Raw genomic sequence first — 20,623 nt, forward strand, 5'->3', positions numbered from 1 at the left:
TCATATCCGGGAATCTGGTCACATCGTGTCCAGATTGTTAAGATGTCAGCCGGATCCAACACATAGCGCCATGAACAAGAACAACAATGACCGCAGCCAGCTCAGTGAGTTGGCAACCGCCACCCTTGAGTTGATGGCAACCCGCCCCGAAGGATTCCCGTCCAGTGAATTGCAGGCGGCCCTCGGAATGCACGGCGATGTACGAACGATCCGGCGCGCATTACGGGAACTCGAGGAAAAGGAGTTCGCTCGACCTACCGGCGCCACGAAAGGGCGCGTCTGGAAGGCTATCAAGCCAATACCATCTTCCCGCCGGCCCACCGTCAATGAGTCCATCGCCTTACTCACCCTCCGGCATCTGGCCTACCGCCACCTCCCTTCGAGTGTTGTCAGATCGCTTGAGCCCGACTTCGCAGCAGCGGAGGGCGTACTGCAAGCGCACCCCACCGCCTCGAACCTAGCCGCCGCCCGCCTCTGGATGGACAAGACTGCCAGGCTGCATGGCCGCTACCCACTCATTGCGCCGTCAATACGAGAAGACTTTTTCGAGATTGTTGGCCACGCGCTGTACAACGACGAGTCCTTAGACATTACCTACCGGACCTCGCTTGAAGCCGAACCCAAGCAATACCGGGCAATGCCGCACGCATTGATAGAGAAAGGACCTCTCTGGTACCTCGTGGTCAAAAACAGGCGAAACTCAGGGAAACCCGCTACGCCGATCCCTCTGCGCATGGACCGGATCGTCGACGTGAAGCCGGCCGGCATTGACCTGCCCCGAGATAAGTCGTTTAGCCTGGACAAGTTCATTCGGCAGGACCGGAGCATGGAATTCTTCCCCGGTGACCCGGTCCAGATCCGGCTTCGCGTCAGGGAAATCATCGAGGATGGGCAGCGGGTCGAACACGCTTTCCGCTCGTTGAAACTCAGCCCCGATCAGACCATTGAAGACCTCGAAGGCGGGTTCATGCTGACGGCCACCATCGTGCCCTCCGTTCCCCTGACGAACTTGTTGCTCGAGAAAAGCACCACTGTCGATGTCATATCGCCGCTTAGCATGCGGCAGGACATGATCAGCCGACTGAAGCGAGCCCTGGCCCAATACGAAGAGCCTTTGGAGGTCCTAGATGTTTCTGGACGTCAGCCGTCCAGTTAGCTTCCTACTATTCGGATCGTTCTCACTTATCGGAGCATGTCATGCCCCTCGAAACGATCCGCGATGACATAACCACATGATGGGCTATATCGCCATGCTACCGCGCCTCAGACTGAGGCATGGCCATGTGGCTCCCCTCTCACGACGTCTTCGACGCGATCTACGCAGGCACGCCGGGCGTCAGCTCCGGAGCTGGGCCGGCCTCACATGCTGAGGCTCGCGGTTCCCCGTCGAAAATCTAAAGCGCAGCTGCAGTTGCCAGCCAAAACGGACCCACCGCGAGAATCAGCTTGACATCGCTATTAGTCGAGTTGATGCGAATGGGACGGAAACTTGCTTTGGCGGCCCCTGAATCAACTCCGCCAACAGTACATCACAGTCCCACAAAGTAGAGACTGATTCAGAATAATGCCAAGTAAAACAAGTCCTAGCCCGATGAGAAAGGTCTCAAAATTCCGTTTTGGACGAACGAAGGTCCAGCACATTGCGATGATTGCCCCAATGGCGCCTCCCGGTAGGGAAAACACATAGCCAAGCCAAGCCATACTGTCCGGATGCGCGCTGGAGAATACCCACCAGCCAAACGCTGCCAGATATAGCGCAAGCGCCAGCCCAACTCCACCAGTCAGTGCTGGCGGCGCACGATACAGACACATCAGGCCTAAGATACCTCCATGAGGCAACCAGTAGAAACGGAAGTTTTCCCAAAAGTAGGGCGCTATCGACGCCAGAGCCGCTGAAACAATGAGCCCGGAAATGCCGCCCACGACCAATAGACGTAGCTTCGTAATGTGGTCACCCCAATTAGAAACCATGACGGTACCCTTTCCGAACAACTCCTCAATGACGATACGTTTCTGACTCTCCTAGCTTCCCCGAGCGACGAGCACGTATCTGTTCGCTATCTCACAGTCGACAGCTACCATCAGGGAGCCACTCCTCGCCTAGTAGAGCGATTTCGCTATTTTGTTTTGGCGCTTTCTAACCCCAACTTCGCTTCGCCTAGATGATCGCCAGGGGTATGGTTGCCTGCATAACCTCCTGCGCTCACCACCGCAGCCTCTTGGGTGTCCACCATGGGTCGGCAAGAAACGACCGTTGAATATCCGCGGGATCCATCGTCACAACCCAATACTTTCACCATCGTGAAACTATTGATTGGGAATCCGGAACTGAGGACCAGCGCGCTGACGGCCGACTTGAGCTGGTGGCCGCGCGGACAGGCATCTGCCCTTCCCCCAATAACGTAAGCTACCCAAAACCCGGACAGGAGAGAGAGAGTAAAAATCGCTCTTCGGGCGTTATGTCAAATCCAAAAAAAAGATCAGGCGACTTGCTTGACGTCGGCGTCGGTTTGCACAAACTTGTTCCCGGTTTTTTGCAGAATTTTGTTCCTGGCCCCATGGGCCAGACCAAAGAGCGTCGCGGGAAGGAGGCCTGACCCGTGACGGCCGCCCTTCCAGCCTCACCGGCGTGCCGCCGGCTTGGCACCGTGAGCGCGCGGGGCGCGCACGGGGCCCCTGACGGCGCGCGTCCGCGTCTTCGCAAGCCGCAGCGGGCCAGGCAGCGACTGACCGATCCGTTGGGAAAAGGAACAAAATTACGCAAAACGTCGCCTGGAGGAACAATATTCTGCAAAGTTTCTTTGCAAAAAATTGTTCCCGGTGCCTCGGAAACGGCCAACTGGCGGGCGACCAGCAGGAACAAAATTATGCAAACGGACGACGTCGGTTTGCACAAACTTGTTCCCGGTTTTTGCAGAATTTTGTTCCCGACCCCCATGGGCAGGCGTGCTGGCGCGCTGGAGTGCGCGCACATGCGGCAGGCGTGGCTCCCCGGCGCGACTCGGCTAGCGTGCGCGGCACGACTGACGGCGAACGTCATCGCTTTGCGCAGCTGAATCCCGTCTATCGGATCGCCCCGCGCCGTCGGCAGGGTGAAGGCTGACGACGGATCGATGCGTTGGGGGAAGGTACAAAATTGCTTCAAGTGTCGGCCGGAGGAATAATTTCTTGCAGCGTTTCTCGACGCAATATTGTTACCATTGCCCTGCGATCGGCTTGCTGGCGTGCGACTGGCGGGGAACAAATTTGTGCAAACCGACGCTACACTTACCAAGGAACGCAGATGGTTTCAACCGTACGCGCCCAAACCGAGAATTGATTTGCAATTTCACCATCAACCAAGACCCCTGCTTCGAGGCCGTGATCTAAACCTGATTTGGTGAAGTTAGCACTTCCAATATAGGCCTTTACCCCATCGCCGATGACCACTTTGGCATGCAAGATGGGCGTGAAACCCTCATGCTGCTCAGGCGCCAGGACGCTAACCTTAGCACCCGCCTCCCTTAAGGTCTTGATAAAGTAATTTAGTCCCTCCTTGTCCTCTTCCTGCATCATTGCCTTGGGCTGGGTAAATATGAGTACCTGAATATCAGGGTAACTCCGCCGTCCTGCCGCTGCCAGCAAGGCTTGGACGCCCTTGGCGCGCCAATAGGGTGCGAAAACAACTAAGTTGTGATTCACCCCTTCCAGGATCTTGCCAATGGCAACAAGTAGACTACCGCCCCAGACCTTTGAGAAGACAGGCTGGGTCGCCAAAGTGGCATCAATATGCTGGGGGGCGCTGCAAAGAGCTTGCGTGCCGAGGGAGATGGCCTGTCCACCATACGTCCCGTAAGCGTACGAATACGCTTCCCAAGGAATTCCGACGGTCAACTCGTTCCACGTTTCTTTTGGAAAAAAGGGCACATGAATAGTGGCTTCCGTTCCATGCGAAGCTTGCGCCTTGGCTACATGGGCGCTGACTGCCACGGTAATCTCGTGCGCCAACGCCCGCGACTGCGCAATCGACAGACTTTTCATGTAGGTGGCAAGTCCTTGAATGAGTAACGCTCGCAACGTCATACTCATGCCTGCCAAAACCCCTTGGGAATCCACAGCGCCTGTCCTTTATCGGCAAAGCCTCCGTGCAGGTAGGAACGGGAGACTCCAGCGTTAAAGGTTTCGCAACCGCGCGAAATCTGGATGCAACCAGGACAAGCCGAACCTACGTCTGAACAGATTGGGTCGAAAGCGCAGTTGTACGCGTGCAGCGACGCGTCCTCAAACCAGCGTCGTAAGTAGTGCTGGAACAGCGTCAAAAGACCCCCTGCCGTGTAGTTTTGCACGGAGGTGACGTAAATTAGCAAACTCAGGTCCATTGGCAGAAGGTACTCAGTCAGTGTCTGACTGTCATAGCCGCTGTGGCGCCTTGCAGTTAGCATGAGCGAATGGCTAATGGTGTGCAGTAGATGAAACGGACTAGCCATCTGCGAACCCAAAGTCTTGGTGAGTTCCGCTGCCTGTCCTGGCGGCTGAGTGAGTATTGGGCTGTTTTGCAGCAGGTAGGCATGCGCCGCAGCCCGTGACGCTAGGGCTTCAGGCGGAGGCGTCTCCCATCCCGCGCTTTGAGCACACCAGTTCAAAATCTTCAACGGGTCGAGCCGAATCCATAGGGCCTCTGTTTGGGCACTTAAAGCGTACAGCACCGACTTACCCTTAGCCGAGGAGCGAACCCGGTCTTCGAATGGATTGAGTTTAACTGACACCTCGTCGGGGTTGCGCTCGGGTTCGCGCTTTTCACGCGTGAAGCCGACCGCCGACAAGACCACCTTGAGGTCCGGAATGTGAGCGATGTCTTGAACTCCAAAGGTGTCTTGCACGTCCTGCCAGTCCTGAGCGCGGCTTGCCTTGATGATCCGGTCGATCGTGGCGTCGATAGACTGCTGAATGCCTTCGCGACCGACATCATGGCGAAGCAACACCGCTTCCATCGTACGACGCTGCCTGATAAGGTTTAGCAAAACGTCGTCGCGATCAATAAGCTGGCGCACGGATAGGAAGGTCCCTTCCGAAGCGCCTGATTTGCTTATGAGCTTTGACAGTTTCTCCTTGGAAATGTCTAGAATCGACCCAAGATCGGTACCAGTCGCAATAAGTGCCTCAAGCTTGGAAATATCCTGCTCAAGCTTCTTGCGTTCCGCCTGGATCTGCGCAAGCTCCTCTGGGGTGGCGGAGCCAACTTCGAGGATCTGCATGAGCTGCGACTGCAAGGCTAAGCTATCAATAGAGCCCAAAAGGCCATGAGCGACACCTTCCGCCAAATCCTTAGCGCGGCCTATAAGCGCAGCCCCGTCGCCAAATTGAGCGAGCTCAGACTGTACGCTCGATATGAGTTCGCCGGGCACTTTGGACAGTGCCACAAACTGTAACACCTGAGGAAAAAACGCATCCCCTCCCCCAACCGGCGTGCCCTTTTGCAGCGGCGGGGCATTCTTGCCACTATTGGCGCTACTAACCGAGCATGTCATGCACAAATCAGCGGTAGCGCCAGCAACGTTTTCGTCAGTGTTCATGTCGAAGAACATGTTCTGGCGATACATACCCGTGTTGGCCCGCAGTCCCAGGGCCATGTAGCCGCGCGCTGTCGGCGGCACCGTCATGGCAGTCATATGGCCACAGCGGTGCACCAAGACATAGGGAACCTGGTGCATTAGCCCGTTGCAACTTCTTCGGATGCAGCGAATTCGCATGTTTCCGCCGCTGCCGGTTGTACGTCCTTGGGCGCTAGCAAGTACGAGTTCTTGTGCCCGCTTAGGTTTGTCGTGGTTTTCTAGCGCACCGCATTTGATGCATCGCAGCACCAATGGGAAGGGCGTGACGTAAATTTCGCTTGGAGCCTGAACCCTAAAATCGTTACGTTCGGCGGCCTCTTCCAAGAGGGCATCGACCGAGCCTCCATTACTTTTCCAGTCGAGTAGGAACTTTCGAACCGCGTCGATGAGCTGATTACGGTCGAGTCCTTCCAAGGCGTCCTCCTTGTACCCGACACCGACGACTTGAGCAAGCGACTGGTTGCGCAAACGCGTTACAGCACCTGGAAGGTAATTTTCGTAGAAGATCCGACTATTTTGGATGAGTTCTTGTTCAATACTGTCAGCCATAGCGATTACCTACCAAGAGCGTGAAGTACATGCGCCGACTTCGAATCCAACGGAGAGATCTCGACCTGATTTTCGATATCGCGGAACGATCTCATGGGACCGAATTGGTAAATAGACTCCAAAGCTGTACCTAAATCCTTGTCCGCATTGGCCGCGCTGAGGTTTTGCAGTCGATGTAGGCCGCGATTGACTTCTTCGTCCAACTGCTTGCGAAATGCACCCAATACCCGAATGTCGAAACGCGATTGCACTATCGGTGGCACATCCAACGCCTCAATCAGCATGCCGCGCAGTTTCTGACGCGCAATGCCTGTGGCATCGTTGAGCGCCTTGTGCAACTGGCTGGCACTCCGGTTGAGGCCGTCTCCCCAGCCATGCTGGAACTTTGCCCAGTTGTAGACCACCGCGGTGAACACACCAGGCAAGGTACGCTGTAGGACATTGGGCGCAAAACGGTTGATTGGGACGGAATCGACCAGCTTGTCTAGGAAGAAGTGGTAGTCACCAAAGTTAAGAAATACCCCAGACTCGAAGAGTTTGCCCGCACTTAGGATCGACATGACGATGCCCGGCTGCGTGCGCCCACTGCGCGCCGAGGACTGAATATACTCTGCCGTTGAAGCCGGCCAGCCGTCGAGCACCATGAAGTTGAGTTCGGAGATATCGACCCCATGTGAGACGACACTCGTGGCAACGATATGACGCATCGGGTCGCAGGGCGCCTTGTTCTCTACGTGGTGGATTGCACCAAGAATATCGTCCAGCGGTGTCTGGCCATCCAACAACACATGGGTTCGCGGCTGAGCATGGTTCGAATTGATATTCTCCAGATGCTCCCGAATGATTGAGGTAGCCTGATCGAGGCGGACACGCTTGGTCCTTAGATTAAGATCGTGGATCAGGAGTGTGCACAGATGAGCAAGGCAAGACAGACGTACGGGGAAGAGTTTCAGGCAGAGGCCGTGAGACTGGTGCTGGAACAGGGACTGACGCTGCAGTCGGCCGCGCAGCGTCTGGGGATTCCGAAGGGCACGTTGACGAATTGGGTGTCGAAAGCCAAGGCGCCTGGAACAGCAGCGGCACCAGGGGGCGTGACAGTGGCAGAGTTGGCGGCGGAGAATGCGAGGCTGCGCAAGGAGCTGGCCGAGGCGAGGCTGGAGCGCGATATTGTAAAAAAAGCCGCGGCGTACTTCGCCAGGGAATCACTGCCCGGTACGCGTTCGTGAGTCAATGGCGAGAAGTGTATCCGGTGAAGTTGATGTGCCGGGTATTGGGGGTCTCGCGCAGTGGCTACTACGACTGGACACACAGACCTTACGGGCTCAGTCCGGAACAGGAGCGGCTGCGTCTGGCGATCCGGGCAGCCCACAAGCGCACGCGTCAGACGTACGGTACGCGGCGCCTGCAGCGCGAGCTGGCTGGCGATGGATTCGTGGTCGGCCGTGATCGGCTGGCCAGACTGCGCAACGAGATGGGGATTCGGTGTCGGCAAAAGCGTCGATTCGTAGCGACAACTCGCTCGGCTCATAATCTGCCAGTGGCGCCCAACCTACTGGAGCAGAAATTTGAAGCCGACAGGCCAAATGCCGCGTGGGTGACAGACATCACGTATATCGCGACCGATGAGGGTTGGTTGTACCTGGCAGGAATCAAGGACCTGTACACGTGCGAGATCGTGGGCTACGCGATGGGGCCCAGAATGACACAGGAATTGGTGGGCGAGGCGCTGTTCCGGGCGGTGCGCAGCAAGCGGCCACGGCCCGGCCTGATTCATCATTCAGACCGGGGCAGCCAATACTGTGCTCACGGCTATCGCAGGTTGCTAGCGCAGTTCGGCATGCTGGCTTCGATGTCACGCAAGGGAAACTGCTACGACAATGCGCCCATGGAAAGCTTCTGGGGCAGCCTGAAAGCAGAGTTGGTGTACCACCATCGGTATGCCACCCGGCTGGAAGCCATGGCCTCTGTCCGTGAGTACATTGAGATTTTTTACAATCGCCAACGGCGCCATTCGAAGTTGGGGTACCGAACGCCAGGCGAAGTCGCTGCAAGCTACCTCAGTCGACTAGCTGCAGCATGAACCAGACGTGTCCGCGCTGGACAGAACACCTCAGATCGTGGTTTGGCGCTTGCGTATCGCGTAAATCAGGTCGGTGTTGAGGTACTTGCCGATGTACTCGACAAGTTCGGGTACCAGAGTCGCAGGTAAGCAAAATTGTCGGATGACCTGGGGATCCATGGCCGCCAAGCCTCTGAGCCAGTCGTCGATTAGATCTAGGTAGCGTGACGCGACCTCAGCAGCCGCTCGCTCTGTGCCGCCGCGAGTGAAACTTAGTGGCATGACGCCAGCGAACCAGCGTCGAATCAACGGCTGATCGCCGTCCCAACTGATGCGGGCATAGAAGGACTCGCCCTTCTTGGTCCCAGGGGATGGGAAGCGCCTGCCTGGTCGCATATAGAGGTGCAGGATGTGGCTCTCGAAGTCTTTGATGGTGGCCGTCGCCGCAAGCACCTTCGAAACTTGGCCGCCATGGCCGACTTGCAAAGTCTGCAACAACGTTTCATAGTGAGCGTCGAAGTTGCCCAATGACTCGCGCAATAAGTGCAGCTCGTCCTGAATGAGAAAGGAAAAACCCGGATCGAGCATGGGCTCGAGTTGTAGCGTGCGCACCTTGCTTGTGCGGGAGTTGTTCCCGCACGCAATGGACTCGTATTCGCCATGGACGTTTAATACGATACGCTGATGCCTGCATTTTGCGTCCGCTGTGAAGCCGTGCTCTGGACAAAAATGCCGAAAAGCTCCGAAGTATCCCGCGAAACGTTCGTTATGAGCGATGACAGCGAGCTTGTCGACCGTCCCGACTAGAACGGTGGGTAAATAGCGGTAGCACTCTTCGTCGCTGACGTAGATGCCCACCTCACCCGCGATGCCCTCGCCGTGAGCACCCGAGCCAGCTTTCGTGTTGCTCCAGCAATCCGGGTTGTCGCAATGGTGCAGCATACGCGAACGCGCTATGTCCGTCGTCATGCCTACTGACCCTGCTTTGCCGCAATATGGACAGTCAGTGATGAACTTAAAACGCTGCAGTTGCTCAGGAGTTTGGTCGGCCAACCATATCGATGACCCCTTGGCTTCGGATCGGCTGATGCTGCCCGGAGTACCGCTGCCCGTGTAGTAGCCCACCGTGAAGGGGTGCCCATTGATAGACTCGCGGCACCGCAACATCTCTGCTTGAGCCACGACGTACGACAGGCGCTGAAACTGCTGCGCCGACAGCATTCGCAGTGGGAAACGCATCCAAGCCGTAGTGCCGTACAAGCGGCCTCTCACTCGAGCATAGAGCATTGTAAAGGCGATGATGCCTAGGTAGGCCTCGGTCTTACCGCCGCCAGTAGCAAACCACAGCACATCTACAGTGTCTGCCACATTCTGGCGTTCGTGAACAATGCAATGGCGCTCGTAGACCGCTCTTATCTGCGTGAGAATAAAGCCCAGCTGGAATAGATGCCAGCCATCGAAAGATTTACCTTGCATGGCGATGGCCCGCCCCATGACCTCGTTCATCCAGGCGAAACATCGCTGCAGGTCCTCATGCTTGCGCAGCAGATCGACCCCATCGCTGATCAGCGCCACCTCACGGTTGTAAGCCGCTCGATCGCTTTGAACCTCTTTCAGCTCTGCAGCTTTGCCCGCTACCTTGAGCTCGGCCTCCACCTCATCCCAAACGTCGTGATACCTTTTGAGAGCATCAAGGAAGCCATCGAGTACCTCGATAGGCTTCTCCTGGAGCAACGCAAAGCTTGCCGGCAGCGCCATATTGACATCCTTCGGCGTCGGCGCATCCACCCTCGACTGCGCGAAAACTGGCATCGAGTCTGTCCGGAATCGCTTCGGCGCCACCTTGCTTACGGCGCAAGTCACACCATAGCCTGCGACCCCGTCTTCGGGTTGATAGCGGTAGTCTTCGGGCTGCAGACGGTGTGGTACATCGATTTGGTGTCCCGTGGAGATGTGTGTCTCGAACTCGACGTCCAGTAGGCAAGGTTTGTTGAGACAGTATTGCCGCCCGCTCGCCGAATCGCTGTTGTTTTGCAAGTACACTTCGAGCAGATAGCGTTTCCCTTTGCCCGCAAAATTAGGGGGAGGCTGGCGCAACCGAGTGCGAAGTACCACGTCATGCTCCAGGATCTGGTCGCCCTTGAACAAGCTCTCGGTGACTAAGTCAGCCAACTCCTCGTCGGTGACGCAATGTTTGTGTCCCCAGGGAATGATTTGGCTAGCCCAGCCCTTGTCGTTGACCTCGCAAATTCTGAAGATGCGAGGATCCCTCTTCCAGATCTCCTGCAGTGGCCCCAATACCGACTCGAGCTTTTGCTCCTTCCAGACGTTCATCTCACTGTCCTGGAGATTGAAAGCGATGTCCGAGAAAGTAACGGTAAAACGCTTGTAGCAATCCGGTATCCTCTGACGGCTCTTGTCGCCGTCAGGTCCCACCTGAATGTGCGCTAGCATCAATTGAAGCGAGGGGATATAGCGGTGGGTGAGATCGAATCGCCCTTGCAGATTAATGACCACGCGTCCCTCGTCATCAGGCTCGACCATGAGCACCATGCCCATGGCGCTGGGAGCTTGCTCACGGTGATAATCCGGATCAGGTCGCGGCGCTAGACCGCCAATCAGTGAGACTTCAGCAGGATCCTCGTCTGTGATGACCCCTTCCTGCGGCAAGACCGCCTGCGGCTTTCCGGCCAGGCGCAAGCGCATCGCCTCGAGCAGCTGCCGCGAGATGCTCATCTTGTCCTTGTAGCTCAATGCCATGGTGTCCTTCCAGGATCTTGGTTCGGTTCTAATTTCTCAACGTTGGCAGGTGTTCCCCTGCATGGTGAACGACGACCTTCGCACGAAGCTCGTCCCAATGAAAGTGGAGACGCAGTGTATAGCGTGGGTTGAACGCGCGTCCGAGTTTGATGTGTCGCGATATGTCCACCTTCTCGCCCTCATAGATGCGGAAGTAGTGCTGCTCGTGCTTGCCCTTTGTGATTTCCGACATGCCGCCTGCGTAGGATGCAGGAATTGGGGCGAGCATGGCCTCTACGTCTTTAAGTGACTTGCTGTGGTCTGCAAGCATGGGATAGAAGCCATCGACTAGAACTTGCAAAATTTTGCCAAAGGCTGCCACGTCGCCAAAGGTCGAATTCCGCATTACACGCTCGCAGCCTGAGGTAAAGAGCAACTTGGTGCCATGGCGCATGGCAAATTCCATGGCGACATCCTTGATAGTCGCCGGGCTTGTTGGCCCTTGCTCCAATGCGGGGCGTTCCATGCGAACGACTTTGACGATTCTCACCATGGCATCAAACACATCGCGTGAGAACCGCCTCGTCCCAATCTGCACCGCTGAGATATCTCGGTTACGAGAGACAGTGATCGCGCGGCGCAAATCTGTTCCAATACGTCGGTGCTCGTGACGCACTTCGCTGATAGCGTTGGCCACCATACCCGCCATCAAGTCAGCATTCGCGACTTGAGCAAGGTTCGCGAGCAAACGGATAGCTGTCGGATCTTGCGGCCCAATGACTCCGCCATGCGCCCAGTTTTGCACGGTGCTATTGTGTACGATGAATCGCTTGGATTTAAGATAAATGTTAAGCTCGACCGCCGTCTTGAACTTCGTCATGCCTGTGTCGACGTATTCCTGCCACTTCTCAGCAATTCGCAAGGTCTGAGCAAGCCCATAGTTGTCTTGCACAAACATGTCGAAGAGATCCTTCTGTGTAGCCACCCGCTCCTCACTACTGGCCAGAATCATTAGTTCGTTGCGAACCGAGATATCCTTGGCAGGACACGCCTCCAGTTCCTCACCTTGCAGTCGCATCATTTGTTGATTGATACCTACGCGTATCGGCTCTGCCTGCCCCTCCAAGTGCAGAACGACAACATCGCGCGTGTGCTCTTGCGCAAGTTCCTCATCGCGCTGGACCGGTATGGGCTCGGTCAACAGTACATTGAGCCAATCATCGAAGCCTCGAAACGTTTCGAGTTGTGCGACCCGCAGCTTGAGGGGGTATTCGCCATCGATGTCTGACAACGTGAACGAGACGGCGCTATTGGCGAGACTATCGCCGTCGACAAGGGAATCTTGCAAATAACGATTCGCCGGCCATTGCAAGGACCACAAGCGCTGTTTGTCACCTTCCGGCGCGCTGGGCAGCGCGTGACTTTTCCACCAGGCCTGCGCCGTGGCACACACGCGTTCTCGTTCGAACGGATGGCACACAATAATTTTCTTGCTGGCATGCAGTCCCAGCCAATGGATGCGAGATGGGTACAGAACCCCTGCATAGATCGCTAGATCTGTCGCTGGTGGCGCAATGGCGGATGCCCCGTCCATCTGTGAAACTGCTACTAAACGGACGGCTTCGAGACCGAGGCGCTCTTCAAGATAATTCTGGAGGATTTGCGCATCACGCCGTCCGCCCACCAAGACGCTCACACGCTGGCTTCGAGATATCGCATCCCGGCAAAGCTCCACGATAAGCTCGACCCGCCCCGGTTTAGCCTCGGACAGATCTTTGATCATATGCCGCACCGTAGCCATGATCTGGGAATGAAGTTCCTGGATATCGCCGCGGCGTCCCTTCAGGCGCGAGGCGATGTCAAGCCAGGACTCGATCGTGCGGATCGGGTAGCGCCCCCCCCGAACATGGCGTAAGGTTCCCTGCTCGTGCACAGGCAAAGGGACATTGAGACCGCGTAAAGCACGATCCACAGCCATCATGGCCGAGAGCTCCTGGGATAAACCGCCCGTCTCCTCCATCTTGCGCTTTAGGTTCCATGCCATGAAGCCTAGCTTCTTGACAAATGCGTCCATCGTAGGATCACGCGCGGCAATAACCTCGATCTGTGAGGAGCAGTCAATAGGGGCTCCTGAGTCGCGGCGCAACGCCGCAACATCTCCCAGACGGGTGTTCCAGGTATGCATCGGCAACGGTTCAACCAAGGCCTGCCCAGTGTAGCCGAGCGCGACGATTGGTACGTTCGGGAAGAACTCGCGTGACACTTTGATTAGGCTGAGCGAATTCTCGTCGCAACCCTGCGGCGTGATTTGCACCACAAGAGCAAAGGGCTTAGCCTTGGAACTGAGCAGCGAAAGGACGTCCATCAAATTGTCCTGTCCGCTCACGAGGAGAGTTCGTTGGAACTCGGAAGCATCTAGCGGCTGGTTAGCGTTCACCACGCGAGGACGCATGACCACCGATGTACTGAAGTCGCGCCACATGCGCCGTGGGCGCCCAAAAACAATTAAGTCGGTGCGAAGCGCTATCGAAATCGGGTTGAGCCAGGTTGACCGTAATAGCCCGCCAGCGGCATCGAGACGTAGACGATGGAGGTAGAAAGCTAGCCGAGCCAGAGTAGCCTCCCGCCCAATCGGCAGACTCAAGTGCACCGATTGTCCAAACCTCAGAAGCCTTCCTACGGCTGCCATGGCCACCGCCTCTTCCTCAGGTGGTACAGCCAGCCCTTCTTGCGCCCAGATCTCTGCACCGCCACGCAGCAGTTCGGAGGCAGTCACCGCGGGCCATGATTGTTCAATTTGACTGCGCCAGCCGATGAGCTTGGGCGCCGCTGCAGTTGCGGCGGATTTCATGCTCTCACGTCCTTGGGACTAGTCACTATCGGCTGACATTCAGTGATGGCGCGCTGAATCGACGGGACAAAACTGTAAGTGATTTTTCCCTCACGGTCAGCGTCCTTGGACTGCTGCTTGGTGTTGACCTCGATCACCCTTAAAGCGGCCCACCAACGCACGACTGCGTCTGCTTGTTCAGGTGCAATTGCGAACTCGGATTCCTCGTCGCACATAAACTCAATCGCGGTCTGCAGATCGCCGCTCGAGAAACTCGAGAGCATCTCGAACTCCTTGAGCTTGGCCCCCAAAGGCAACGACCACGGTAGGCTATTCATGCCCGACATGGTCACGAACTTCTCAAAGTCCTTGCCCTGCAGTTGTTCCAGCGAGATGAATGTCTTTGACAGATCTGCGAAGCTGGAAGCGGACTTTTTCCTCTTGCGCGCCTCGATGAATTTCGTCAGATGATCGTACCAGCCCTCAGTGGCTGAGCGCAGCAGCTCGCCTTGCTTTTGGGTTGACAGCATGTCCTGCTGCTCGAGCAGGCTCTCGCACGCATGGTGCGTCCAGCGGTTGAGGTCGACTTGGCCTCCGATCTCGTCGGGTGCCATCGTGAGCCATGAGTGGGCATGCCAACTCCACATAGCCTTAGCGCCCAAAAGGAAGACCAGACGCAACGGGTGCTTGAGCCGTGGCGCCTTCGATGCCATCTCGTTGGCGACGCTAATCAAATCCATGATCCGGTCTATCGAAGAGCATTCCTCTAGCGAGATCAGCACAACAGCCGGCTTAGCCGTGGCCCAGTTATCGATAGCAGTGTTTATACGCTCGGAGAACCTTTTGAGATCAATCGTCGCCGCGTCCCTGATAACCTGCGTTTCATATGTGGACATCGAAGATCCGGACTGGAACTCGTTGATCGCGTTGAAGCCTTCTTGCATGGCTTCAATGGTTAGTCCCAGGGCAGGTGTGCCCATAATCAAGGAAACGGAATACTTGGGGGCCCCCTCTGGCGGCTTCGCTGATAGGATCATTCGCTCGTCTTGTAGGGAGAGCGGCGACGGGATCTTGTTGGAGCCCAAGCCGGTAGCATGGCAGGTCAATACGTCCTGCTCATGCTCCTTCAGGCCCTTGATGGCCTGCTGCAGCTTGTGCTCGATATCATCCATCGAGCCAATAAGTTGCAGAATGGACTGGTTGCGCAAGGCATACTGGCGCTTTGCTTTATCGTCCACCCGCAACACTCCGAGGCCAACGAGCTCTTGTAGGATGCTCTCAAAGCCCGACTCGCTCATCTGCTCGAACTCTTCGGGCACCCAGGTACGGGCCACTTCCAAAGCCTTGCCGACTGTGAACTTGCCGATGCCTTTGTCGTAGGCCGCGATCAATCCGTAGATCGCAACGGTGTAACGCTTATCCAGGTTGAGCGTCATATCAAAGCGCTCACCTGAGAGCCGACGCACGTCAGAGTTGTTCTCGATGTTCTCAATGTCGGTCTGACGGATCGGGCGGACGCCGTCAGTTCGCGAGCGATCCCGCCCCAACTGCTCCACCAACGCGCTGCAGAAGATATGCAGCAAGCTAGGATGGCGGTTGGTAAACGCCATGATGCGATCTACCAATTCAGGTTCTTCAAATCGGTAGCCCAGAGCAGTCAAAGGCTGCAGAATTAGACTGCGAGCATCTTGGGCAGACAGGATGCCAACTTCGAGCGGGCTGCCCAACTGCTCTAGGGGAACGTTCGGGTAGGTACGGAACCGATTAACGTTGTTCAGACCGGCAAATACAACCCGGAAGCGATTATGGGGATCATTGACCAAAGCCTTGAGCGAACGCACCAGTTCGAAGTTGGCCGAGGCATCCTTGTTAAGTACGGAATCAATTTCATCGAGACAGAAGAGGACTTTGGTGGTTCCCGGGCGCAAGAACTCCTGGCGCAGCCTGTCCTCCGGATCCATCTGAGCACTGCCCGGGTTGTTGGACAGAACCTTGTCATCTACGAGCTTACGCACCAACATCTCGAATAGGCGTGACTTGACGTTGATGCCACGCTCAACCACGTGCTGGAAGATGCCATCCATCGGCATGTAGTAGGCGTGGTTGTGCAGCGGGTCCCGCTTTTTGAACTCCTGCACAGCAGCATTGAGAAGCGTGGTCTTACCAAGCTGGCGGCCGCCGTAAACCAGAGCCGCACCTCGCGGCTCTACCAGTGAGGCAATGTCGTTCTCACGACCGAAGCGCATCTCGGGCGGCGCCGGTAGACGGGCATCCCCCTTGGTGTAGGGGTTGTAGAACGTCCAAGCTGCGCTCACCCGCAGGAAAGTCTCGAACATCACCTGCTGATGACGCGCCGTCGCAATAAAGGAAAGGATAACTGGGTCCAAAAGGAAGATACTGCACTTACGGTCACGGCAGAATGCCGCGAAGGACTTGCGCTCTTCCGGACTTAGGGGGTGCCCCACCATGAGGATGGAGCGGTCAGGTTGGCCATGGCGCTCGATAAGGTCAATTAAGCCGGCCTGGCTCCAATCCCCTTGCACAAAGATGATATTCAGGGGCTGCGGCGTTCCGATGTCGCCCTCGAACAGCGGAAAGCCCTTGGGCAGGGTCGGTCGAGAGATCCGAACCTTTAGGCGCCGGAAATCGCCAGTCGGGGTGTACTCACAGTTGTTGAGCACATCTTCTTTGCCGATCTTCTGCGCGACATCGAGCCCGAGAAACTGCAACACCGATACGATGCCTTCATAGGTGGATTTCTCGAGCTTAGGTTTCTTGTTTCGACCTTTGCTACGCCACTCCAGGAGGGTGGCAATGGCGCTCCTAAATTCTGCCTTGCGGACTGAATAATCTAGCTCGCCCGGCGCCTCTTGGATGACACGCTCACCTGCTTCTCGCGGATTCAAATGCTCGTACAATAGAGCCGATAGCGGCGTTTCAACCTGAAGAAATGCGCCCAGTTCGACATTGTCCAACAGCCACGTTTCTATCAAGCGCGCGTTGCGTTCACTGTGCTCCTTAAGCTGGTTGATGAGCTCGCGCACCAGTGAAAGGTTGTGCTTGCCCAAGGTATGACGGGCGCGGACATCCCACCCTTCCGGCACTGCATCCTGACCGAGTTTGACTCGGATACTCAAAAGTTCGCGGTTTAGCTCCTCCTCGAGCAGCGTGGCACTGCTGTTAAGTAGCTTCTCCATGGACCGAACCCTTTGCTGGACTTCGGAGTCGATGTCAGAAACGTCCACATAGGGTCTGCGGTCCGACAGTTCGTCTAGCCACGAGTTGACGAGGTCTGCGTTTGCGAGGTGATCGCTTTCGCTGATAATGTCCACCGACATCGCTTGCAGCGAGAGATTGCGGAACTGCTCTATTGCCTTCTTGAGGTCGGCCCGGACCCCAGCGATGTCATTGCTCACGCTGTCGATATCGGCCGCACGCGGACAGTCATCCGACTCCATCTGGCGTAGAAGTAGCAAGCGCACCCAATGCGCATGTTGACGCTGCGCCAGCGCCAGCATGTCGGCAAGCCAACTCGGCGACGTCAGCCGCATTGCAAACCACTCCAGGCGCAGGTCGACGCCGACGTCACCCATATCCAACTTCGCTAGCGTCTCGGGCAGCCGAAAAGTTGAGTCGGTTTGGTCGAAGCGCCACGTGTTGTGAGAATTGGCCTTGATTCCGGCCTGCAGATTGTGCAGAGCTTTGAGCAGGATGGCGCTGCCAGCGCGATGCTCCAGATCGACGTGCCCTGGGTGGTTTTCTAATGCATGGATGGAGCGCTCGAGCAGTGTGTGGAACTTCTGCAAAAAATCCTGCACTTCCTTTGGTCGTACGTCGGGCGGCGCCACTTCCAACAGCCAGGCGTTGGCGATCGCAACCAACGCATCGATCTGATGACAGAAGGTCGTGTAGGCCTGACTGTCGACGTAGTCGGTTACGGGCGCATCTGCCCGAAGCTCGACGACCAAATCATCGAGCAGGCGGCGCGATTCGGCATGCGACGAGTACTTGTCCACAAAGCTGCGCACCGCCGTGCCATCGCCGGTTTCACCATCCTTGATAGCAGCGATCGCGTTTGCCAGTATTGGGCGCGTTATGCAGTTCCGTAACGCCAGCCGCAATGCGTGCCAACGATTGGTACGTTGCTGGTTTACCTGGACCCAGCCGTTGACCTGATCTTGCAGCTTGGCTGCGGCTAGATGAACCTGCTGTCCCTGCGCGTTGCGCAGTAGATCCAGGTCCAGGTGACCGCCGCGCAGGGAAAAGTCCGCCGCGTGGGTGATTAATTGGCGAAGGTGGTCATCGAAATGATCGGCCGCAAGGCTCAACAGCGTGGCCGCCTGAGTTTGACCACCTGCAAAGAGTGCTGGCTGCAAGGTAGCGCAGACCAGCAGGTATGGCACGAGCTTGCCTGTGGGCTTGCGCTCAAGTTGATCTTCTAGATCCTTGTGATTGAGCAGGTTGAGGTCGCGCTGGGTGAATCTAAGAGCCTCTCGATCTTTAGGCCACAGGTTCATACCGTAGAAGGCCGAACGCAATAGCGCGTGATCTAGCACCCGGTCGTGCACCAAGGTAGATTCGCCGGCATCGCGCAAAATTTGGGCAGCCACGTTGAGGTGGCCGGCCTCGATCCAGTGCATCGCCACGGCCTCGGCGATGTAGCGCGGAACTTGGGAATACTGATTGTAGGCGATACGGAAAGCCTGCTGGGCCTCCTCCCGGGATTCCGCCCAACGTCGGTGTTTGAGGGCTTGGTCGACCCCAACGACAACCGTTCGCTCCTCGGTCTCCACGTCCTCCACCTCATCTAGCTGGTCGATCAACTCGTGCGATACCAGAGCAAACGACGACTTGGACGTTGCCGCCACTTCCGGTTCAAGATCGGGCTCAACCACTTGTACTTCTGCAAACGCAATAGCCTGGTCCTCAATCGCGGAGGAAACTGCTTGCGCTTCAGCTGGCGGAATTTCCAACGCTGGCGATGGCTCTGCTTCGCGAACCGACTGCGCAGGAGTGAGCATTGAGATTCTTGCTGCGCTTGGGGTCTGTCCCAGCACGGGGCGATGACCAATTGGGCTCGGTTCGATGGACTCGTTGGTGGCCGCTTCTTGATACGGCTCGCTCAATTCCCCGGTCTCTGCCATACAGACCAGTGCTTCCTCGGGTGTAAATTTCGACACAACCGCTTGCAGGTCAAGGATCGCTTGTCGGTTGATGCACTCTATATCGACTTCGAGTTCTTCCAGCAGGCTGGTGTCTTCCATGAGGTCATCGAGCGTACGGCCCTCAGGCACTAGGCAGTGGGCCGCTTCCACACGGATCGTCTCGAGTTCCTGATGGGCGCTGTTGATCTCGTTGGTCTTGTGGGTCTCCTTGGCCTTCAGCGAAGCACGGGCAGTGAACTTCGCCTCGGCCAGTTGCTGACGAATTTCGTCGATCTCAATGGTCGCAGCCGAGATGCGAGCTTTCTCTGCTTCAAAACGCTCAACGAATTCGGGAAGTTGTTGGCGTTCGTTCAGTTGGAACTCGAACCAAGCCACGGGTCGGCCATCCTCAAGCGCAGTGACGACCGTGATCTTCCATGCAGAGCGCAGCACAGGCACAAGGTCGCGCTGCTCGCTGTCCTCGAAGGCTAGTGCCTGGGCCATTTGCAGAATGGCATTACAGTAGCGTTCGATAAGCGCATGCACCTCTTCAGGTGAAAGCCGAGACTGCAGGTCCACCAGGCGTTGCAGATGCTGATCCAACAATTCCCGGATAACATGTGCTGCCTCAGGCCCAACTTGTGGGTCTCCCTGGGCCTTCTGACTAATGCCGCTGATGAGAACGTAAAGCTCCTGAAGTGACGCGGGCCCTTCCTTCTCTATCGCGGCGCCCGTACCAGCAATGTCAGCTGAAATCGGCGTCGGGGCCTCTGCCGCACCTTTCTCTTCTTTGGTAACAAGCGACGCCGGTGTCGTAGTGGCGAAAGAAAGGGACTCTGCATTCTCCGCCGCCACGGTAAGTTCGGGATCGGAGGGGTTGGTTTTGGACTTGCCATTGATGTTGATGTCGACCAACTGACTTTGCGAGTCCAACTGTTCTGCCTTCACTGGCACCAGAGGCCCAGTCGCGGGAGCAAGCGCGTTTAGCCTTCGGAACGTTCGATAGTAGTCGAACACCCTCGGTTCGATGGCCGCCACGTCCTCAAGAGCAGATTTTCCAAAGAAGGTAAAACCCGCAAAGATGACTTCGGCCAGTAGCTCTCTTGCGGTCTCACTCATTTGCTCCCAATTGGCTAGGTCGTTGCGAGCCTTGATCCAGGTTTCGATGGCGCACTTTGCCATCGATTCGAAAGCCTTATCTACCGTGGTATTAGCACGGTTTCCCAAAGCCTGAACTTTGACCTGATGGAGCTTGTAGTCGTTGTGGCGACGTACCGCGAGCATCTCCGCCAGTTTGGCGTTGAGATCGTCCTCCTGAAGCTGGTGAACCTCGAACAAGTCTTCCTCGTTCCGGAGGTGCCAGCCTTCGTCGTAGCGTGCCATGGCATGCGCCTCCGGACTAGCATTCTTGTCACCCGTCAGCACGAACGGTAAGCTCAAATTCCGATAATGGAGCATGCGCCACACAAAATGAGGCAATCTCCTTTCTCGTGAAAATGCCACCGTCAAAATTGACTTTTCGTTGCGCATACTCCGGGGCAAACCGAAGCGCTTCTGGAAGACCTCAGGACTGGATTTACCCGCGGCATCAATGTGCCAAATATCGGGAATCCCTTTAGTGTTGCTCGATATATTTTCGAGATCGATTCCCGGCATCGTCCTTCCAGTCATAGTTTCGCCTTTGTCGCCCTGATAATATTTGCCTTGTGGC

General features: G+C 56.5%; 8 protein-coding genes. 2 read left to right on the plus strand and 6 right to left on the minus strand.

Translation table 11 applies throughout. The features are described 5' to 3' along the window. Positions 1-70 precede the first annotated feature (70 nt). On the plus strand, positions 71-1,156 hold the full coding sequence (locus E0W60_RS31475; RefSeq protein ID WP_135706774.1) for a helix-turn-helix transcriptional regulator: 1,086 nt from the start codon (positions 71-73) through the stop codon (positions 1,154-1,156). Positions 1,157-3,267: 2,111 nt separating this feature from the next. Here the strand turns inward: E0W60_RS31475 and E0W60_RS31480 are convergent. Genes E0W60_RS31480 through E0W60_RS31490 form a run of 3 tightly spaced genes read right to left on the minus strand, consistent with a single transcriptional unit; the run spans position 3,268 to position 6,928 of the window. Then, positions 3,268-4,095 carry a phospholipase D-like domain-containing protein gene (locus tag E0W60_RS31480; protein ID WP_135706775.1) on the minus strand — a complete coding sequence of 276 codons (828 nt, stop codon included), beginning with the start codon at positions 4,093-4,095 and terminating at the stop codon, positions 3,268-3,270. Further along, positions 4,065-6,140: a hypothetical protein gene (locus E0W60_RS31485; RefSeq protein ID WP_135706776.1), complete on the minus strand. Its 2,076-nt coding sequence runs from the start codon at positions 6,138-6,140 to the stop codon at positions 4,065-4,067. Before E0W60_RS31485 ends, E0W60_RS31480 begins: the two co-directional genes overlap by 31 nt. A 5-nt stretch (positions 6,141-6,145) precedes the next feature. Continuing rightward, positions 6,146-6,928 (minus strand): helicase-related protein, encoded by a 783-nt coding sequence (locus E0W60_RS31490; RefSeq protein WP_167884655.1) that lies wholly within the window; start codon positions 6,926-6,928, stop codon positions 6,146-6,148. 126 nt (positions 6,929-7,054) lie between these two features. On the opposite strand from E0W60_RS31490, the gene E0W60_RS31495 reads away from it, so the two are divergent. Next, positions 7,055-8,220 (plus strand): IS3 family transposase gene (locus tag E0W60_RS31495; RefSeq protein ID WP_135706549.1). Its coding sequence is split into 2 segments (ribosomal slippage): positions 7,055-7,319 and positions 7,319-8,220, totalling 1,167 coding nucleotides; the frame shifts between segments, so codons are not numbered across the junction. Between the two features lie 30 nt (positions 8,221-8,250). On the opposite strand, the gene E0W60_RS31500 is transcribed toward E0W60_RS31495, so the two are convergent. Genes E0W60_RS31500 through E0W60_RS31510 form a run of 3 tightly spaced genes read right to left on the minus strand, consistent with a single transcriptional unit; the run spans position 8,251 to position 20,568 of the window. Beyond that, positions 8,251-10,959 carry a hypothetical protein gene (locus tag E0W60_RS31500; RefSeq protein ID WP_135706777.1) on the minus strand — a complete coding sequence of 903 codons (2,709 nt, stop codon included), beginning with the start codon at positions 10,957-10,959 and terminating at the stop codon, positions 8,251-8,253. Between the two features lie 28 nt (positions 10,960-10,987). Further along, complete coding sequence (locus E0W60_RS31505) at positions 10,988-13,789, minus strand: hypothetical protein (RefSeq protein ID WP_135706778.1); 2,802 nt, start codon at positions 13,787-13,789, stop codon at positions 10,988-10,990. Beyond that, entirely contained in the window at positions 13,786-20,568 is a 6,783-nt protein-coding gene (locus tag E0W60_RS31510; RefSeq protein WP_135706779.1) for a hypothetical protein, read from the minus strand. The genes E0W60_RS31505 and E0W60_RS31510 overlap by 4 nt, the downstream gene beginning before the upstream one ends. Positions 20,569-20,623 lie beyond the last annotated feature (55 nt).

It is taken from the genome of Cupriavidus oxalaticus (genome assembly GCF_004768545.1).
Classification (GTDB): domain Bacteria; phylum Pseudomonadota; class Gammaproteobacteria; order Burkholderiales; family Burkholderiaceae; genus Cupriavidus; species Cupriavidus oxalaticus_A.

Coding starts and splice junctions, on each gene's coding strand:
- E0W60_RS31500 (WP_135706777.1), bottom strand. CDS start 10,959: ATGGCATTGAGCTACAAGGACAAGATGAGCATCTCGCGGCAGCTGCTC.
- E0W60_RS31475 (WP_135706774.1), top strand. CDS start 71: ATGAACAAGAACAACAATGACCGCAGCCAGCTCAGTGAGTTGGCAACC.
- E0W60_RS31485 (WP_135706776.1), bottom strand. CDS start 6,140: ATGGCTGACAGTATTGAACAAGAACTCATCCAAAATAGTCGGATCTTC.
- E0W60_RS31505 (WP_135706778.1), bottom strand. CDS start 13,789: ATGAAATCCGCCGCAACTGCAGCGGCGCCCAAGCTCATCGGCTGGCGC.
- E0W60_RS31510 (WP_135706779.1), bottom strand. CDS start 20,568: ATGCCGGGAATCGATCTCGAAAATATATCGAGCAACACTAAAGGGATT.